Origin of the sequence: Acinetobacter sp. UNC436CL71CviS28 (assembly GCF_000620525.1) — a bacterium.
Taxonomy (GTDB): Bacteria; Pseudomonadota; Gammaproteobacteria; order Pseudomonadales; family Moraxellaceae; genus Acinetobacter; species Acinetobacter radioresistens.
Genome location: NZ_JIBB01000020.1, coordinates 1 through 17,316, shown reverse-complemented (window position 1 = coordinate 17,316; position 17,316 = coordinate 1). Strand labels below are relative to the sequence as shown.

14 protein-coding genes, 2 tRNA genes and 2 pseudogenes are annotated in these 17,316 nt (G+C 42.2%); 11 read left to right on the top strand and 7 right to left on the bottom strand.

Translation table 11 applies throughout. From position 1 onward, the window contains the following. The first annotated feature begins 5 nt into the window (after window positions 1-5). The 4 genes from galU to galE are packed head-to-tail and all read left to right on the top strand — an operon-like array spanning window position 6 to window position 4,848. A complete protein-coding gene (galU, locus tag N518_RS0108960) occupies window positions 6-884 on the top strand; it encodes a UTP--glucose-1-phosphate uridylyltransferase GalU (RefSeq protein ID WP_005017376.1) in 879 nt (292 codons plus the stop codon). Window positions 885-897: 13 nt separating this feature from the next. Next, window positions 898-2,163 carry a UDP binding domain-containing protein gene (locus N518_RS0108955; RefSeq protein WP_005017373.1) on the top strand — a complete coding sequence of 422 codons (1,266 nt, stop codon included), beginning with the start codon at window positions 898-900 and terminating at the stop codon, window positions 2,161-2,163. After that, window positions 2,160-3,836 carry a glucose-6-phosphate isomerase gene (gene pgi, locus N518_RS0108950; protein ID WP_005017370.1) on the top strand — a complete coding sequence of 559 codons (1,677 nt, stop codon included), beginning with the start codon at window positions 2,160-2,162 and terminating at the stop codon, window positions 3,834-3,836. Before N518_RS0108955 ends, pgi begins: the two co-directional genes overlap by 4 nt. Further along, window positions 3,829-4,848 carry a UDP-glucose 4-epimerase GalE gene (galE, locus tag N518_RS0108945; protein WP_026444157.1) on the top strand — a complete coding sequence of 340 codons (1,020 nt, stop codon included), beginning with the start codon at window positions 3,829-3,831 and terminating at the stop codon, window positions 4,846-4,848. The genes pgi and galE overlap by 8 nt, the downstream gene beginning before the upstream one ends. 46 nt (window positions 4,849-4,894) lie before the next feature. Here galE and N518_RS0108940 read toward each other — a convergent pair whose 3' ends face one another. From N518_RS0108940 to N518_RS0108930, 3 genes are all read right to left on the bottom strand, one after another. Further along, window positions 4,895-6,268, bottom strand: a complete 1,374-nt coding sequence (locus N518_RS0108940) for a phosphomannomutase/phosphoglucomutase (protein WP_026444156.1) — start codon at window positions 6,266-6,268, stop codon at window positions 4,895-4,897. 492 nt (window positions 6,269-6,760) lie between these two features. After that, a tRNA-Gly gene (locus N518_RS0108935) sits at window positions 6,761-6,836 on the bottom strand. Between the two features lie 39 nt (window positions 6,837-6,875). Continuing rightward, window positions 6,876-6,951, bottom strand: a tRNA-Gly gene (locus tag N518_RS0108930). A 271-nt stretch (window positions 6,952-7,222) separates the two neighbouring features. Between N518_RS0108930 and N518_RS0108925 the strand changes: the two genes are divergently transcribed. The 3 genes from N518_RS0108925 (at window position 7,223) to N518_RS0108915 (ending at window position 8,533) form a co-directional block, all read left to right on the top strand. Further along, window positions 7,223-7,531, top strand: a complete 309-nt coding sequence (locus N518_RS0108925; protein ID WP_005017362.1) for a BolA family protein — start codon at window positions 7,223-7,225, stop codon at window positions 7,529-7,531. Window positions 7,532-7,549: 18 nt separating this feature from the next. Beyond that, window positions 7,550-7,939: a SirB2 family protein gene (locus N518_RS0108920; protein WP_005017360.1), complete on the top strand. Its 390-nt coding sequence runs from the start codon at window positions 7,550-7,552 to the stop codon at window positions 7,937-7,939. 201 nt (window positions 7,940-8,140) lie between these two features. Then, on the top strand, window positions 8,141-8,533 hold the full coding sequence (locus tag N518_RS0108915) for a hypothetical protein (protein WP_005017358.1): 393 nt from the start codon (window positions 8,141-8,143) through the stop codon (window positions 8,531-8,533). A 395-nt stretch (window positions 8,534-8,928) separates the two neighbouring features. On the opposite strand, the gene N518_RS0108910 is transcribed toward N518_RS0108915, so the two are convergent. Continuing rightward, window positions 8,929-9,579, bottom strand: a complete 651-nt coding sequence (locus N518_RS0108910) for a DedA family protein (RefSeq protein ID WP_005023700.1) — start codon at window positions 9,577-9,579, stop codon at window positions 8,929-8,931. 308 nt (window positions 9,580-9,887) lie between these two features. Here N518_RS0108910 and guaA point away from each other — a divergent pair, with 308 nt between their 5' ends. The 3 genes and pseudogenes from guaA (at window position 9,888) to N518_RS0108895 (ending at window position 13,344) form a co-directional block, all read left to right on the top strand. After that, the gene (gene guaA / locus N518_RS0108905) at window positions 9,888-11,456 is read left to right on the top strand and encodes a glutamine-hydrolyzing GMP synthase (RefSeq protein WP_005017353.1); all 1,569 of its coding nucleotides are present in this window, start codon (window positions 9,888-9,890) and stop codon (window positions 11,454-11,456) included. Between the two features lie 253 nt (window positions 11,457-11,709). Then, a pseudogene (locus N518_RS0108900) lies at window positions 11,710-12,591 on the top strand (pirin family protein); the annotation flags it as partial. Window positions 12,592-12,690: 99 nt separating this feature from the next. Beyond that, the gene (locus N518_RS0108895) at window positions 12,691-13,344 is read left to right on the top strand and encodes a glutathione S-transferase (protein WP_005017346.1); all 654 of its coding nucleotides are present in this window, start codon (window positions 12,691-12,693) and stop codon (window positions 13,342-13,344) included. Window positions 13,345-13,412: 68 nt separating this feature from the next. On the opposite strand, the gene N518_RS0108890 is transcribed toward N518_RS0108895, so the two are convergent. Both N518_RS0108890 and argS read right to left on the bottom strand, forming a co-directional pair. After that, a complete protein-coding gene (locus N518_RS0108890) occupies window positions 13,413-14,036 on the bottom strand; it encodes an SPOR domain-containing protein (protein WP_026444154.1) in 624 nt (207 codons plus the stop codon). Between the two features lie 21 nt (window positions 14,037-14,057). Next, the gene (gene argS, locus N518_RS0108885; protein WP_005023692.1) at window positions 14,058-15,848 is read right to left on the bottom strand and encodes an arginine--tRNA ligase; all 1,791 of its coding nucleotides are present in this window, start codon (window positions 15,846-15,848) and stop codon (window positions 14,058-14,060) included. Window positions 15,849-16,040: 192 nt separating this feature from the next. On the opposite strand from argS, the gene N518_RS0108880 reads away from it, so the two are divergent. After that, window positions 16,041-16,328, top strand: a complete 288-nt coding sequence (locus N518_RS0108880; RefSeq protein ID WP_005017339.1) for a DUF2798 domain-containing protein — start codon at window positions 16,041-16,043, stop codon at window positions 16,326-16,328. Between the two features lie 768 nt (window positions 16,329-17,096). Here the strand turns inward: N518_RS0108880 and N518_RS0108865 are convergent. Further along, window positions 17,097-17,316, bottom strand: a pseudogene (locus tag N518_RS0108865) (IS4 family transposase); the annotation flags it as partial.

Sequence of the window (17,316 nt, the reverse complement as noted above, 5' to 3'; positions counted from 1 at the left end):
ATAATATGCAGATTAAAAAAGCGATTCTTCCGGTAGCGGGACTGGGAACCCGCTTTTTACCCGCCAGTAAGTCTATTCCTAAAGAAATGGTAACTGTTGTTGACCGCCCGGCGATTGAATATGTGGTACGTGAAGCAGTAGAGGCTGGAATTGAAGAAATTATTCTGGTAACCCATGCGTCTAAGGGAGCTATTGAAAATTACTTTGACCGTAATTTTGAGCTCGAAACCACGTTAGAACAAAAAAAGAAGTTTGACCTGCTAAAAGAAATTACTGAAATTATTCCTTCTCATATTAATGTTATTAGTGTACGCCAGCCACAGCCACTCGGGCTGGGTCATGCTGTGCTCTGTGCCAAAGCAGTAGTAGGGAATGAACCTTTTGCTGTTCTGTTACCTGATGTTCTGGTGAAAAATGAGAAAGGTATAAATGATCTGGCACAAATGATGCAGCGTTATGAGACTGCACAGGCTGCCCAGATCATGGTAGAGGCCGTACCGGATGAGCTGGTGGATCAGTACGGTATTGTTGAGGTCTCTCTTCTACCTGAAGCAGGGCAAAGTGTAGCCATGCAGGGAATTGTTGAAAAACCTGCAGTTGGTACAGCGCCCTCTAATCTATCCGTGATTGGCCGCTATATTTTACCGGCAGAGATTATGCAGCTGCTTGAGCAGACGCCCAAGGGTGCCGGTAATGAAATTCAGTTAACGGATGCGATTGCGCTGTTACAGCAGAGACAGGCGGTAGAAGCTTACCGGATGCAGGGACAGACTTTTGATTGTGGTAGCAAGTTGGGTTACCTCAAGGCAGTGTTACATTATGGGGTTAATCATCCGCAGCTGGGTACAGACTTTAAGGCATTAATTCAGGAACTCGATTTTTAAAGCAGGAGGCACTATGAAAATTGCGGTATTTGGCGCAACCTTACAAGCCGCGGTAATGAGTGCTTTATGGGCAGAGACAGGCCACCAAGTTTACTGGTGTCAGGGACTTGAAGAAACCTGTGCACCAGGTCTTACCCTGGATACCCAGCTACTTGAGCTTCTGAGCCGGCAAAAACACTTGGGGAATTTAAAAGAGACCAGTTTAAGCAGTTTAAAAGAAGATATTGATGTCTATTTTTTTGGCTTTAATCCCTCCTGTTTTCAGGAAGCCTTAGATATTGTCCAGCATTTAAGCCGTCAACCCATTATCCACCCGAAATTAATGATCAATGGTTCTACTTTTGGTTTGAAGGGTACAGCTTCACTACAGAAAATTCTGGCTAAAGATGCCTGGGTTTACTTGCCTGACATGATTCAGGAGGGCAAGTCGGCCGAGAGTTTTACTCACTCACGTGAAGTCGTAATTGGTATTGATGAAAAATATTATGATTTTGCCCAAACCCAGACCCGTGAGCTGCTGAGACCATTTTTTCCGTTGAGCCAGCAGTATCTGTTCATGCCCATACTGGATGCAGAATTTACCAAGCTGAGTATTTCTGGCATGCTCGCCACCCGCATCAGCTATATGAATGACTTGGCCCAGGTCGCAGAAAAATTGCATATTGATATTGAAAATGTACGTTTGGGCCTAGGTGCTGACAGCCGGATTGGTTCAAGCTATTTACAACCGGGAGTCGGATTCGGGGGCGATAATTTCTCCAGGGATATTCTGACCCTGTCAGAAACTATGTCGAGTAGTGGTACCAACAGTCGCCTTTTACAGCAGGTCTGGGAGATTAACGAGCAGCAGAAGGAAATACTTTTCCGTAAATTATGGAATTATTACTGCTGTGACTTGCAAGGTAAAACGGTTGCAATCTGGGGTGCGGCTTTTAAGGAAAATACCAGCAGTACCATTAATTCTCCAGTGCATACCATGCTGGAAGCCTTATGGGCGCAGCAGGTCACTGTAAAACTGCATGACCCGGCTGCTCTACCAGATCTGGAAAACTATTATGGTAAGCGTGAAGACCTGATTCTCTGCCGTAATCCTTATGAAGCAGTACAGGATGCTCACGCCCTATGTCTGATGACAGCGTGGAAAGCCTACTGGAGTCCAGACTATTCCCGTTTAAAACAGTTAATGGCACATCCTATGATTCTGGATGGCCGTAATATTTATGACCCAGCTTATGTCAGAGCCCAAGGTTTTGCCTATGAAGGAGTGGGGCGCATATGAACCAGAATATACAACAGACATCAGAGTTTCCCAAAAATATGCCGGCCTATCAGAAGCTGGAACAGTTGGCTGAGGCACTCAAAGCCCAGCATTTAAATGATCTATTTAAGAATGAACCAGACCGCTTCAATGATTATTCTATTCATATTGAACAGTTGACCTTTGATTATAGCAAGCATCGGGTAAATCAGGATGTCATAGGACAGCTGGTAGCATTGGCTGAACAGCAGAAGTTACCAGAATGGATTCATGCATTATTTTCTGAGCAGGAAATTAATTACACCGAGCAGCGTGCAGCTATGCACTGGGCCTTGCGGTTGCCTGAAAATGAAGTAAAACATGCTGATCTGGCAGCACAGGTCCATGAACAGTTACAACGTATGTATGGGTTGGTCGAGAAAATCCATGCTGGACAGTTCCGCGGCGCGACTGGTGAAGTAATACGGGATGTTGTAAATATTGGAGTAGGTGGATCAGATCTTGGTCCTCTGATGACCACTTATGCATTAGGTGATTTCAAGGTTCAGAGCCGCAGATCTCTGGGGGTCCACTTTGTTTCCACAATTGATGGTAGTCAGCTATCAGATCTGCTGCATCAGTTACGTCCTGAAACCACCCTCTTTATTATTTCATCAAAATCTTTTAGTACCATCGATACCCTGTCAAATGCCCAGACTGCACGGCAATGGCTAGAAAAAGAACTCGGCCAGCATCCCCATATTTTAAAAAGTCATTTTATTGGAGTCTCTACCAAGCCTGAAAAAATGACAGAATGGGGAATCGTACCTGAAAACCAGTTACTGTTATGGGAATGGGTCGGTGGACGCTATTCACTCTGGTCCTGTATTGGTCTACCGATTGCCCTAACCATTGGAGTTGAAGGCTTCAAACAATTTTTGGGCGGTGCTTACACAGTAGACCGGCATTTCCAGGAAGCTCCACTACATAAAAATATTCCCGTACTGATGGCTTTACTCGGGGTATGGAACAGTAATTTTCTGGAAATACAGACCCATGCCATTTTGCCTTATGATGGCCGCCTGAAATATTTTGCCTCTTATTTGCAGCAGCTGGAAATGGAGTCAAATGGCAAATCTGTACAGCGCAATAGCGAACGGGTAAATTATAATACCTGTCCTATCATCTGGGGTGAGGTAGGCCCAAATGCACAACATGCGTTTTACCAGTTGCTGCATCAGGGAACACAAGCGGTAAGCTGTGATTTTATTGCTCCAGTCAAGCGTTATAATGCTAACCAGTTTACCTATATCCAGAATGCTGAAGCTTTGGTAGAACAGCATCATCTCGCTTTGTCTAACTGTCTGGCGCAGTCGCGTTTGCTGGCATTTGGCAATGCAGCCCTGAATCAGGAAGAGTCCGCACAACTGCCGATCTATAAGCAGTATGAAGGTAATCAGCCAAGCAGTACCCTGCTGTTACAAGAACTTAATCCATTTAGTCTGGGAATGCTGATTGCACTCTATGAACATAAAGTTTTTGTACAGTCAGTTATCTGGAATATTAACCCATTCGATCAATGGGGAGTGGAAAAGGGTAAGCAGATTGCCAACGAACTGCTCCCCATACTGAATCGTCAGCAGGAAAATATTTCTCAGCTGGATGCTTCTACCCAAGGTTTAATTAAAGTGTTATTAGGTCAATATTATGGCTAAAGTTTTAGTCACAGGTGGAGCAGGCTATATTGGCTCGCATACCTGTATAGAGTTACTCCAAGCCGGACATGAAGTAATTGTGCTTGATAATTTAAGTAACAGTTCAGAAGAGGCTTTGCATCGGGTACAACAGCTCACACAAAAGTCACTGGTTTTTATTCAGGGTGACATACGAGACCATCAGGTGCTTGAGCAGATATTTGATGAATATAAAATTGATGCCGTTATTCATTTTGCTGGGCTGAAAGCAGTTGGGGAAAGCCAGCAGGTGCCGCTGGTGTATTTTGTTAACAATATTGCAGGCAGTATAGCTCTGGTTCAGGCGATGCAGAAAGCTCAGGTATATCGGCTGGTATTTAGCTCGTCTGCTACAGTCTATGACGAAGCCAATATTTCTCCTTTAAAAGAAGAAATGCCAACAGGTATGCCAAGCAATAACTATGGCTACACCAAGCTAATGGTTGAGCAGATCTTAGAGAAACTTTCTATAGCGGATGAGCGGTGGTCTATTGCGTTATTAAGATATTTTAATCCGGTTGGGGCCCATCAAAGTGGTCAGATTGGTGAGGATCCACAAGGTATTCCAAACAATTTAATGCCATATATTACCCAGGTAGCAGTGGGTCGCCGTGAAAAATTGTCGATCTATGGAAGTGATTATGACACGGTAGATGGCACGGGTATCCGTGATTATATACATGTGGTTGACTTGGCAAATGCCCATTTATGTGCCTTAAATAACCGTTTAAATTCACAGGGATGTCGTGCCTGGAATATTGGTACTGGTCAAGGATCTTCGGTATTACAGGTAAAAAATGCATTTGAAGCAGTGAATCAAGTCAAGATTCCATTTGAGTTTGTTCCTCGCCGTACAGGTGATGTTGCAATATCCTTTGCAGATAATTCGCGTGCAATGGCTGAATTGGGCTGGCAGCCACGATATACCTTGGAAGATATGTTAAAAGATAGCTGGAAATGGCAACAGCAAAATCCGCAAGGTTATCATTCCTGAAAAGAAAAAACGGAGTCAATACTCCGTTTTTTTATAATCTTTTATATTAACTTCCCTGAATAAGTGCGGTCAGTTCATCAATATAGTGCAGCATTGGTCGCGCAGTCCGTTCAGCCTGAATTTCAATATTCAGGCGTAGCAAAGGTTCAGTATTTGAAGCACGAACATTGAAACGCCAATCTCTAAAGTTCAGGCTGATCCCGTCAGTCTTATCAATTTGCGGTTGTTGTGATTGATAATGTGCCAAGATATTCTCAATCGTCTTTTGAGTATCTTCAACCTTAAAATTGATCTCACCACTACAAGGGAATTTTTCAATCATACGCTCAACCAGGCTCGAGAGTGTTTGGCCGGTTTCTGACAGAAGGGCAATAATGAGTAACCATGGAATCATTCCACTATCACAGTAGGCAAAATCACGAAAATAATGGTGAGCACTCATTTCACCGCCATACACAGCATTGTGTTCCCGCATAACATCTTTAATAAAAGCATGACCAGACTTGGACTGGACTGCAACACCATGGTACTGCTCGACAATATCTAGGGTATTCCATACCAGACGCGGATCATGCACAATTTTTTCACCCGACTGTTTAATCAAAAATGCTTGTGCCAGCAATCCGACAATATAATATCCTTCAATAAACTGCCCTTTTTCATCAAACAGGAAGCAGCGGTCAAAGTCGCCATCCCAAGCAATACCCAGGTCTGCCTGATGTTGCAGTACCGCTTGGCGGGTAACATCACGATTTTCAACCAGAATCGGATTGGGAATACCATTCGGAAAATGCCCATTGGCCTCATGATGAATTTTAATAAACTCTACCGGTATATCTAAGGTCCGGAATTTAGTCTCAATAGCATCAATTACATGTCCGGCCGCACCGTTTCCGGCATTAACGACCAGTTTAAGCGGGCGAATCTTGCCGGGTTCAATATAATTCATCAGGTGTTCAACAAACTCTGGCAGAATATTATAAGACTGGGTAGTTCCTGGTTTTTGTACCTGTGTAAAGTTTTCACTCTCAGCTAAAGCCTGAATATCTTTTAAACCCGTATCTGCACTGATGGGGCGTGCATTTTCACGGACCAGTTTCATACCGTTATAATCCATCGGATTATGACTGGCAGTAATCTCGATTCCACCTTGTACATTTAGATGGAAAGCCCCAAAGTAAACTTCTTCGGTTCCAGTCATACCCAGATCCAGTATATTAACGCCGGCATCATTTAGGCCGCGAATAGTGGCCTGTTTTAGAGATTCACTGCTAAGACGAATATCGCACCCCACCACCACAGTCTGAGGCTGATAAATCTGTCCATAGGCGCGGCCAATTTTATAAGCGATCTCTTCATTCAGCTCTGTTCCGAGCTTGCCACGGATGTCATAAGCTTTAAAGCAGGTAAGTACAGTCATGAGTGATGATCAATTTTTATAAAGATGGATCTTATTATAGACCTTCAAAAAGTTATTCTAAGTATCAATCACTTACGCTTACAAAAAATAAAGAACATAAAAGTAAATTAAACTTGAATATATAATCTGTCTTTAGCAGTTAAATCAAAACAGCATTATATAAAAATTAAAGATCTTACTTATCCATAATTCAGGTAGTTTTACCTGCTGCAGCTATATTCTTATTTTTTGGTAAGTCTTTATATTTATTATAGGGGTGGTGAACATTACTCATTTTACCAGTAGCACGGCTTCCTTGGCTAAAATGTTCTTATGACTGATATGATTCTATACCCACAAATATATGACTTTATTAAAAATACGATTTTAAAGATAGTCTTATTTTTAAAATTATAAATTTTGCTTTAGCTTTTTGATTTTAAAAACAGGGATTTTAAATTAGCCTCAATAAATTAAAAAAGCCCCAAGTTCAACTTGAGGCTTTTTAGAATCTGGAGCGGGAAACGAGACTCGAACTCGCGACCCCAACCTTGGCAAGGTTGTGCTCTACCAACTGAGCTATTCCCGCATATTGAGCAGTTTTTATAAAAACTTGAACTAAAAAATCTGGAGCGGGAAACGAGACTCGAACTCGCGACCCCAACCTTGGCAAGGTTGTGCTCTACCAACTGAGCTATTCCCGCGTGCCGCTTATAATACATTATGGAAGATACCGGTCAACATTTTTCTACAGAATATTGAACTGATTGCATAAAATAAAATCATTTTAAGCTATTTAAATTCAACTTTTATCATCTTTTAGCCTGTTTGCCTTGTCATTCAGCACAAGGTAGTTGGTTTTATATCGAGGTATAACTATAAAAAGATGTAAAACATAAAGATTTTACTAAGGTAAGCTGGCTGAGGAACACGTATACTTCAATTCCACTCCAATAATCACTCAGAGGACTAGTTATGAGCCTAGAACAGCAACTGATTGAACGATTACAGACTTTGTCACCTACTCATCTTGAGGTAGTTAATGAATCTTCAAGTCATGGCGGTTATTTCCCGGGTAAAGAAACACACTTTAAAGTTATTATTGTCAGTGAGTCTTTTATTGGCCTACGATTGGTACAGCGTCATCAGAAAATTTATGCTCTGACAGCAGATTTGATGAGTCCTGGCAATATCCATGCCTTGGCTATTCATGCTTATTTACCGACTGAATGGCCGGGGATTGCACCTGCAAGTCCTGAATGCGCCCATGCACCTAAAGTTTAACAAGAGTATAAATTATACATGGATACTCATCTGTTCTTAAAAATTATACATATGAGCAGTGCCACACTAGCTCTAATTGTTTTTGTGCTGCGTGGCCTGACCCTATTTATCGGAACACAGGGCAACCAGCCAAACCCCATCGGACGTAAGATACTGGTCGCACTACAGCACTTATCCTTTAGCCTGATCATTTTAACAGGTATTATTTTATTAGTGATGAATCAGTTTATGGTACAGCCTTGGTTTTATGCCAAGATTATTCTGTTTATCGTTCTGTTTTCCTCGCTGATGAAGGCTTTTCGCAAGGACGATTCTATGTTATTAGTACAGCGTCGAGCCGGTTTGGCCATTGGTTTATTTGCTTTTATTGCCATTATTTTACTCGTGACCATTAAGCCAAACTTTTAGCACGTCATATACAGCTTGAGCAGCGGTGTGGTTAATTTATAGACCGGTTAAAGGAGCTCATTTCAGAGATTTTCTTTGTAATTAAATCAGCACGTATATATGCCATCCCATCTCATCACGAATTTCTTACTGAATATGATTTGACCTGGTTGGTAGACAGATTGTTTAATAAAGAGACAAGCTTTGAGTCCGGAATTCTCAATGAAAAGAATCTATTTATCTGTGGCTGCTGTATCGGCTTTGTTATTAAGTGCCTGTGCAACCCCTGTAAAACCCAGCTATGTTTCTCCCACTCAATATCAGGCATTAAACTGCCAGCAATTGCAGAGTGAATATAACCGTATTCAACAATATCTCGATCAGGGCGTAACACCTGCTACACGTACAGGTGTAGGTTTAGGTGTAGGAATTGGAGGTGGTTGGGGCAGCCGTGGCGGCTGGGGAATCGGGCCATCTGTTTCGGTAAATATGGGGGAGTCCTCAAATACAAAGCGGACTGAAACCGCACGTCTTTTGGGTGAACAAGAAGCTATTGCACAAGCTGCCCAGTTTAAAAACTGTCCGATCCGGCTGGTTAAACGTGCTACCACTTAAGCTAAAATATTTATATAACTCTACTTTTGAGTATGGGTATTGGAGAAAAAGGTTATAACTGACTGTGCCTCTATGGCTGTTATAAATTATCGGCTATATATCAAATTTAGGGTCTCGCTATTTTGAAGCAGAAAGCGATAGATCCTCAATATTATGATCGGTCATAATTTAGATATATTTATCCAGCTCAGGTTCTTGTTATAGAGTTGTCTATCTTCTAAAGATGTATGGCGGATATTATACTATAGAGCCGTTATAATTTTTTTTGAATACCTTGTTAATGTTAACTTTCTGAATTAAAGCAGATGTGTTCTTGAAACTAATATAGCCGATCATTTTAAAAAATCGGCTATATTTATACGGTATAAATGATGATAGAAAAGTTGTAATAGCACTTAACTTTTTTCAGCCACTGTTCGTTTATTTATAATTTTTTGCCGGATAAAACCAATAATACCAGGCAGAATACTTAAAATAATAATACCGAAAATCAGATGGGTAAAATTATCTTTAACAATAGGCATGTTACCGAACAGATAACCTAGTGCAATAAAAGATCCAACCCAGCAAAAGGCCCCAACAATATTATAACTTAGAAAATATTTATAGTTCATGCTACCGGCCCCTGCTACAAAGGGTGCAAAAGTCCGGGCAAAAGGAATAAAACGCGCAAAGATTACAGTTTTACCGCCATGCCGCTCAAAGAAACGCTGGGTTTTAAACAGATGTTCTTTATTGATAAAACGTGAGTTGATTTCAAAGACTTTGGGGCCCACCAACCGACCAATATGATAATTAAGTGTATCGCCCAGTACAGCAGCAATAAATAACAAGATACCCAGCACCCATGGATCCATCATGCCGGTAGAAGCAGCAATTGCACCGGCTGCAAATAATAGGCTATCTCCGGGTAGGAAGGGCATGACGACCAGACCTGTTTCGACAAAAATAATCAGGAATAAAATTGCATAAATCCATATGCCATAATCGCGGACAAATTCGAGTAAATGCTGGTCAACGTGTAAGATAAAATCGAGGAGTTCCATGGGAAAAAACAAGCATACGGGGTGACCAAATCCTAGCAGTGCCTATGCTGAAAGTCAGCAGCAAAATATAAAAAAATACATTTATATAGGGAGTTCAAAAATATCAATAAACTCTTGAGGAAAGAGAAGAGTCATTCATTATCAATCCTTGAAAAACAGATTAAGGACTATTTTCTGTTTTTTCCGCTATGAAAAAAGCCCATCATCAAAAAATTTTAAAAAATTGATATGTCTGAATAATGTGCTTAATACATCAAAAAATGCTAGAATAGCGCGCTTACTTCGATTGCCTTTCATAGTTGTTTGTCATGACTACCAATACCCAAATTACTGAAGACCGTATTCTGATTCTGGATTTCGGTTCTCAATATAGCCAGCTCATTGCACGCCGTGTTCGTGAAGCAGGCGTATATTCTGAAATGTATGCTTATGACATGTCTGAAGAAGACATTCGTGCTTTTAACCCGAACGGAATTATTCTGTCTGGTGGTCCTGAAAGTGTCCACGTAGAAGGTAGTCCGCGTGCACCACAACTGGTTTTTGAGCTAGGGGTGCCGGTACTGGGAATCTGCTATGGTCTACAAACCATGTGCGAACAGCTGGGTGGCAAGGTAGAGCCTGGTGTGGTGCATGAATTCGGTTATGCCGAAGTAGATATCCTGATTCGCGATGGTCTGATCGGACAGCTACAAGACCGTGAAAACCAGCTGCATGTCTGGATGAGTCATGGTGACAAAGTGAGTCAGCTACCAGCCGGTTTTAGTGTGACTGCCAGTACGCCAAGCTGTCCAATTGCTATGGTTTCTGATGAAGAACGCCGCTTCTATGGCATCCAGTTTCATCCAGAAGTAACACATACCTCTAAAGGTGCAGAGTTACTTTCCAATTTTGTACATCAGATCTGTGGCTGTCGTGGCCTATGGACTCCAGAACATATTATTGATTTACGTGTAGAACAGTTACGTGAACAGATTGGTAATGAAAAAGTATTGCTGGGACTTTCAGGTGGCGTAGATTCATCTGTTGTAGCAGCATTGTTGCATAAAGCGATTGGAGACCAGCTAACTTGCGTATTTGTCGACAATGGCCTTTTACGTCTGAATGAAGGCGATCAGGTTATGCAGATGTTTGCGCAGAATATGGGAATCCGTGTAATCCGTGCTGCTGCTGAAGAGCGCTTCCTTGGCGCATTGGCAGGCGAAGTTGATCCAGAGAAAAAACGTAAAATTATCGGCCGCGAGTTTATTGAAGTTTTTGCTGAAGAAGCTCGTAAGCTCGACGGTGTAAAATTCCTGGCACAAGGTACGATTTATCCAGATGTGATTGAATCTGCTGCCAGCAAACAGGGCAAGGCCCATGTGATTAAATCGCATCATAATGTAGGCGGTTTACCAGATGACCTGGCTTTTGAACTAGTTGAACCGTTACGTGACCTGTTTAAGGATGAAGTACGTAAACTGGGTACGACCTTAGGCTTGCCACATAGCATGATCTATCGTCATCCATTCCCGGGCCCGGGCCTTGGTGTGCGTATTCTGGGTGAAGTGAAAAAGGAATATGCTGATATTCTGCGTCTTGCTGATGATATTTTCATGCAGGAATTACGTGCCAGTGGCTGGTATGACAAGACTGCCCAAGCATTTGCTGTATTCCAGCCTGTCAAATCTGTGGGTGTAGTGGGGGATGGCCGTCGTTATGCATGGGTGATTGCACTGCGTGCTGTGGAGACAGTTGACTTTATGACAGCACGTTTCGCTCATTTGCCTTATGACCTGGTAGACCGTATATCTACCCGTATCATGAATGAAATTAAAGATGTATCACGTGTGGTATATGATGTGTCATCTAAACCACCTGCTACGATTGAATGGGAATAAACAGGCTATTTACAGGTTGAAGTATTTTATTAGGGTTTTCTATGAATCAGTTTTAAAATGCTCTAGTTAGCTGGCTTAAAATATCCCTTATAAAAAAGGACGCGAAAGCGTCCTTTTTTATGCAGAAAATTTACGTTATAACCGAATCAGATCAAGCAGATTTTATATAAAACATGATAAGAGTATAAAGATGAATCAATCAGGGACCGGAACTATAGAGCCAGCAGAGCATATACTGCCGCATGCAACTCAATTACAGGAAATACCTACCCGTACCGCTGAAATTGGACAGGGCACTGTAATTCAGCGGGCCCTGCCCAGCCGTTATAAACGTATGATTGGTGCGTGGTGTTTCTTGGATCATGCGGGACCAGCCACATTTAAACCGGGGCAGGGCATGAAGGTGGGGCCGCATCCTCATATCGGACTGCAAACTTTTACCTGGATGATTGAAGGAACGGTAATGCACCGGGATAGTGTCGGCTCTGAACAGCTCATTGAGCCGGGACAGGTCAATCTGATGACAGCAGGATATGGAATTACCCATACCGAAGTTTCTCCTGAGTCAGAGACCAGAATGCATGCTGCTCAGCTCTGGATTGCCTTACCTGATGAGCAGCGCAACATGTTACCTAAATTTGAACATTATTCTCAGTTGCCAGTTGTGGAAAAGGATCAGCTACAATGTACTGTACTGGTCGGTGAATTTTTAGGACAGTCTTCTCCGGTACAGGTTTATAGTCCATTGCTCGGTGTTGATTTAAAAGCTAGAGAAGATAGTCGGCAGGTTTTTACTTTAAATCCACAATTTGAATATGGTTTTCTTGTTCTGGAAGGCAGTGCACAAGTGAACGGCCATGAATTACATAATCAAAATATGCTGGTATTGCATCCTGGTCTGGAAGAGATTGAACTTGAATTAAATAAAGATGCCCGTCTTTTATTGATAGGCGGCGCACCATTTGAAACGCCAATAGTCCTGTGGTGGAATCTGGTTGCACGAACTTCTGAAGAAATAAGACAGGCGCGTGAGCAATGGGAGAAACATGATCACCGTTTTGGAAACGTTGAGGGTCATGCTGGACCGCGACTTGAAGCGCCTCCTGTTCCCGGACAAATGCGTCCTGCCAAATAAGTCCCCTAATGACTGGTAATAGTATATAAAATAATAGGCTAACTGCTGTTGTTTTGATAACTTAATTTTTATAAACACAATAAACTCAGGAATAAAACCATGCTAACTCTACACCATCTGGAACAATCCCGTTCGTTCCGTATTCTTTGGGCTCTAGAAGAGTTAGGTCTAGATTATCAGATTGAATTTTATCGCCGTCAGCCAGATTATACCGGCCCAGATAGTTTAAAGGCCATTCATCCATTGGGTAAAGCCCCTATCTTAACAGATGAAGGTCATGTACTGGCTGAGTCTGGTGCAATCTTGGAATACCTGCAAAGCCAGTATGATCAAGAATCACATTTTAAGCCAACCGATCCTGCTTCTCTGCGTGATTATATTTACTGGATGCATTATGCCGAAGGTTCACTAATGCCTTTACTGGTGTTTCAACTGGTGATTTCAAAAGTAGGAGAGCGGGTCCCTTTTCTGATTCGTCCGCTTGCCAATAAGATTACGGATGGTATCCGGGCCGGATTTGTTCAGCCACGCTTAAAAGATCATATTGCTTTTCTGGAGCAGTATCTGGGCCAGCATGAGTATGTCGCGGGTCAATTCAGTTTTGCTGATATCCAGATGAGTTTTCCGCTTGAAGCTATGGCAACACGCCTACAAGGACATTATCCCAATATACAGAAATATTTAGCCCGAATTCATGTGCGTCCCGCTTATCAGCAGGCTAAGGCACGGGACCCGGAACAGGCTCAAGTATAACTGTATTTATTATTTATCAGCTATAAATAAAAAAGGATGCGACCGCATCCTTTTCTATTTTTTCAGGTCTAACGTTTTACCACAATTGAATCAATACCACTATGTTGTAAAGTCTGCTGTGCAATGACAGCAGCTTCCTGTGAGTCATACGGCCCAGAAATGACCCGATACCAGGTTTGGCCATTTTCAGTGGTTTTGATGACATCAGCAGAAAGACCATTCAAGATAATTTCGGCACGGCGTGCATCAGCACTGTCAGGATCTGGAAAACTGCGTACCTGTAAAATAAACGATGGCTGACGTGGTACAGGCGCTTCAGTCACATCCAGGCTACCATCTGCTGGTACTGCATCTGCCAGCGTGGCAGGTTGTACTGGTTCAGGTGCTTCTACGATTACTACAGGTGCAGTATCTTTAGTGGTCTCAGGAATAGCCTGTTCAGGAATTGGTGTAACCTGCTGTTGTGGCAGCAAGTCATAGAAACGGTAATCCTTGTTGGTTTCTTCCTGGTAGTGCTCGGAGGTAATCTGGTTTTTCGGTTTAACCGGTTCCCACGGTTTCCAGAGCATCAATATAACTGCCAGGCAGAGTACAGCCAATATAGCGACCAGCGTCCCCAACCATTTCGGAATCAGGGGCTGCTTTGGCTTAGTTGACCGTTCAGATACACCGCGTTGCGTTTTTCCAAACACGTGGAAACCTCTCTTGTTATTTTACATGGTAGTCGGTGCAGACACACCGAGCAGTTCCAGGCCATTACGAAGTACTTGCTGAACATTTACAGAAAGTAGTAGACGGGCCTGAGTCAGTTCAGCATCATCACCAAGTACTTTATGTTCATTATACCAACCGTGGAAAAGCGCTGCCAATTCCTTCAGGTAGTTACCGACCTGATGCGGCTCATAAACATTGGCTGCACGAATCACAATATCCGGGTAAGCCGCCAGCTTGGCCAGCAGTTCGGTTTCTGCATCAAGTTCCAGGCGCGGTGCATGGCTACGTGCTGTAGAGACATTCAAAACAATACCATTACTCGCGGCTTTTTCTAGCATACGGCAGATACGTGCATGCGCATACTGGATATAATATACGGCATTATCTTTACTTTGCGAGACTGCAAGGTCAAGGTCAAAGTCAATATGCTGTTCAGATTTACGCATTACATAATAAAAACGTGCTGCGTCATTGCCAACTTCTTTACGCAGGTCACGCAAGGTTACAAACTGTCCGGAACGCGAAGACATCTGAACCATTTCACCACTACGCCATAAACTCACAAACTGTACCAGTAAAACAGTCAGTTTCTTTGAGTCATAGCCCATTGCCTCAATTGCAGCTTTTACCCGCGAGATATAACCATGGTGATCTGAACCCCAGATATCAATCAGGTCGGTATAACCGCGTTGCAGTTTATTGAGATGATAGGCAATATCCGAGGCAAAATAAGTGGTCTGGCCATTACGGCGTTTTACCACACGGTCTTTTTCATCACCAAATTCGGTTGATTTAAACCAGATGTTGCCATCTTTTTCATATAAAAAGCCACGTTGATCCAAGGTTTGTAGGGCTTCATCAATTTTTTCAGTGAGCGAAGCTTCACTAAACCATTCATTAAACGTTACACCGAACTCGCCCAGATCATCTTTAATATCATCTAGAATGGCTTTAAGCGCTGCCTGGTGAAACACTCGATAACCTTCACCCAGTAAGTGCTGGGCATTAAAAATCAGGCCATCAATATGCTTTTCTTTATCACCAGAGAGAACGACTTTATTACCTTCACTGTCTGGCTCAGCAGCATATTGAACATCTTCCGGAACATCTTTATAGACATCAGCGACAGGGTGTACATAAGTTTTACCTTTCAGGTCGATAATGCCCTGTGCGATTTCCTTGACATAGTCACCTTGGTAGGCATTTTTAGGAAAAACTAAATCTTGTCCTAACAGTTCAAGATAACGCAGGTAAGTAGAGGTCGCCAGAATATCCATTTGACGGCCTGCATCATTGACATAATATTCGCGATCAACCTTTGCACCTGTCGCCTCAAGCAAAGTGGCGACGGTCATGCCATAAGCAGCACCACGGCCATGACCTACATGCAGGCTAGATGTCGGATTGGCAGAGACAAACTCAACCTGAATTTTTTTCGCAGCATTAACCTGCGTGCGACCATATTGGTCTTTTTGAGCCTGAATCTGGTCGAGTACCGCAAAGCGCTGGTCAGCATTTAAAAAGAAATTGATAAAGCCCGGACCAGCAATTTCAGCTTTGCTAATGTCAGCCACTTCAGGCAGGTTTGCCAGAATTTTTTCAGCCAGATCACGCGGCTTCATACCAGCAGCTTTTGCCCCGATCATGGCAATATTAGATGCGAAATCGCCATGACTGCGGTCTTTGGTTCGGGTCAGGCTACTGCTGTTGGTCCACTCAGTGGGGAGTACCCCTTGGTTCTGAAGGGATTGTACTGCATGATCAAGAGCTGCTTGTATTGCCGTATTCATAATCAGTCGAAAAATAAGTATCGCGGAAAGAGAGCAAATATAACAAATTTCCAGCAGCTTGGGGGAGTGCATTTACAGGGATTAAAAGCGCTTTGGCCGTTTCATTACAGGAAATGCTATAATGCTGCTTATTTTCCTCAAGAAATCTGGAAAATATTTTATAAATTTATATTAAAAACCTAGAGTTATGCCATGAACCAAACGCGTGCGACCATTATCGGCAGTATCCCGAAGCTACCGGCAGCATGCGCTGCCTGGATAATACCTCTTATTTTATCCTGTCTGATGAGTGGAATAATTTCCATGATTAATCTTTTACGCAGTTTAGGTTGGGTCGAAAATTTCTTTCATCTCTGGTTTAGTGCCTGGATGTTATCTTGGCTGGCTGCATTTCCAGCGGTACTGATCCTATTGCCACTGGTACGCCGTATAGCCGGCCTGTTAGTTGATATGACCCCGCCATCTCCACCTCAGCGTTAATTAATTCCGTGCGGTCAGTGGTTTTTCTAGCAGTTCAGCGTGGTTAAGATGAAAGGTATAAAGGTTGCGGGAATAGTAGACTTTATTAATTTTTATTATTTTGGACTTTTGTTTGAACATATTCCGCTTCTGGAAGATGATAAAGCGCAAAGGGATTGGCAGTTTTTATTGTCGGGTAAGAGAAGAGCCGGATCTGTCTAGTCTCTAGTTTATTAGTCTAGACTTATTCACTGCTGCTCATACAAATAGAAAACCAGCTTTTGATAAGCTATCTGACCATTGAACTCAAAAGATAAAATATAATTTTGCTCAGGTTTGTTTTGAAGAATTTAAACTTTCTCTTTTTTATATAAACCTGCTGGATTCTTCAGAATGTGTCACTGAGCTGCCCCAATGGATTGAGAGTAATTTTATGAATATCTCTTATGCCTTTGGGGCAAAATTTAATAATTCTTTTATATCAAAACAGAGCTTAAATCTTCCCTTATTTTTGAAATGGCTCAATAGTTGCCATCTGCAGCCAGAAAAACACTAATCATCAATAAAATCAAAAAGTAGAGCTTTATTATTAGTCACTATTATTTTCAGAGAGTTAAATAGCACAGAAGTATAACAAAATAAAGTTTCATCAGAATCCTGTTCAGGACAATATAAAACCAGATCCAGTCTTCGACAACTTTCTTATTCTCTATGTAAATACTCTCAATATCAGTATCACTGTTCGAAATACCCATTTTATATAAAAAACGCCTCTGTACACGACAAATTTCACAGAACCCTTATCCTATCAGGGTTCTGCCTTCTTAAAATTGCCAAAATTTCCTTAAACTCTTCTTTTTTCCCAAAACCAATTAAACGCTGAATCGCCATTTGAACATAGTCTAAACCATAGCGAAATAAACTCATTGAGAGTCGTCCATGCTTCTTTATTTTTATCGCTTTTTTTTGATCATGTTGCCATTCACCCGTTAAGTAACACCAACAGAAG

What these genes read in the sequence shown, in the direction of transcription:
- galU (WP_005017376.1), top strand. Translation starts at nt 6, where the DNA reads ATGCAGATTAAAAAAGCGATTCTTCCGGTAGCGGGACTGGGAACCCGC.
- N518_RS0108955 (WP_005017373.1), top strand. Translation starts at nt 898, where the DNA reads ATGAAAATTGCGGTATTTGGCGCAACCTTACAAGCCGCGGTAATGAGT.
- pgi (WP_005017370.1), top strand. Translation starts at nt 2,160, where the DNA reads ATGAACCAGAATATACAACAGACATCAGAGTTTCCCAAAAATATGCCG.
- galE (WP_026444157.1), top strand. Translation starts at nt 3,829, where the DNA reads ATGGCTAAAGTTTTAGTCACAGGTGGAGCAGGCTATATTGGCTCGCAT.
- N518_RS0108940 (WP_026444156.1), bottom strand. Translation starts at nt 6,268, where the DNA reads ATGACTGTACTTACCTGCTTTAAAGCTTATGACATCCGTGGCAAGCTC.
- N518_RS0108925 (WP_005017362.1), top strand. Translation starts at nt 7,223, where the DNA reads ATGAGCCTAGAACAGCAACTGATTGAACGATTACAGACTTTGTCACCT.
- N518_RS0108920 (WP_005017360.1), top strand. Translation starts at nt 7,550, where the DNA reads ATGGATACTCATCTGTTCTTAAAAATTATACATATGAGCAGTGCCACA.
- N518_RS0108915 (WP_005017358.1), top strand. Translation starts at nt 8,141, where the DNA reads ATGAAAAGAATCTATTTATCTGTGGCTGCTGTATCGGCTTTGTTATTA.
- N518_RS0108910 (WP_005023700.1), bottom strand. Translation starts at nt 9,579, where the DNA reads ATGGAACTCCTCGATTTTATCTTACACGTTGACCAGCATTTACTCGAA.
- guaA (WP_005017353.1), top strand. Translation starts at nt 9,888, where the DNA reads ATGACTACCAATACCCAAATTACTGAAGACCGTATTCTGATTCTGGAT.
- N518_RS0108895 (WP_005017346.1), top strand. Translation starts at nt 12,691, where the DNA reads ATGCTAACTCTACACCATCTGGAACAATCCCGTTCGTTCCGTATTCTT.
- argS (WP_005023692.1), bottom strand. Translation starts at nt 15,848, where the DNA reads ATGAATACGGCAATACAAGCAGCTCTTGATCATGCAGTACAATCCCTT.
- N518_RS0108880 (WP_005017339.1), top strand. Translation starts at nt 16,041, where the DNA reads ATGAACCAAACGCGTGCGACCATTATCGGCAGTATCCCGAAGCTACCG.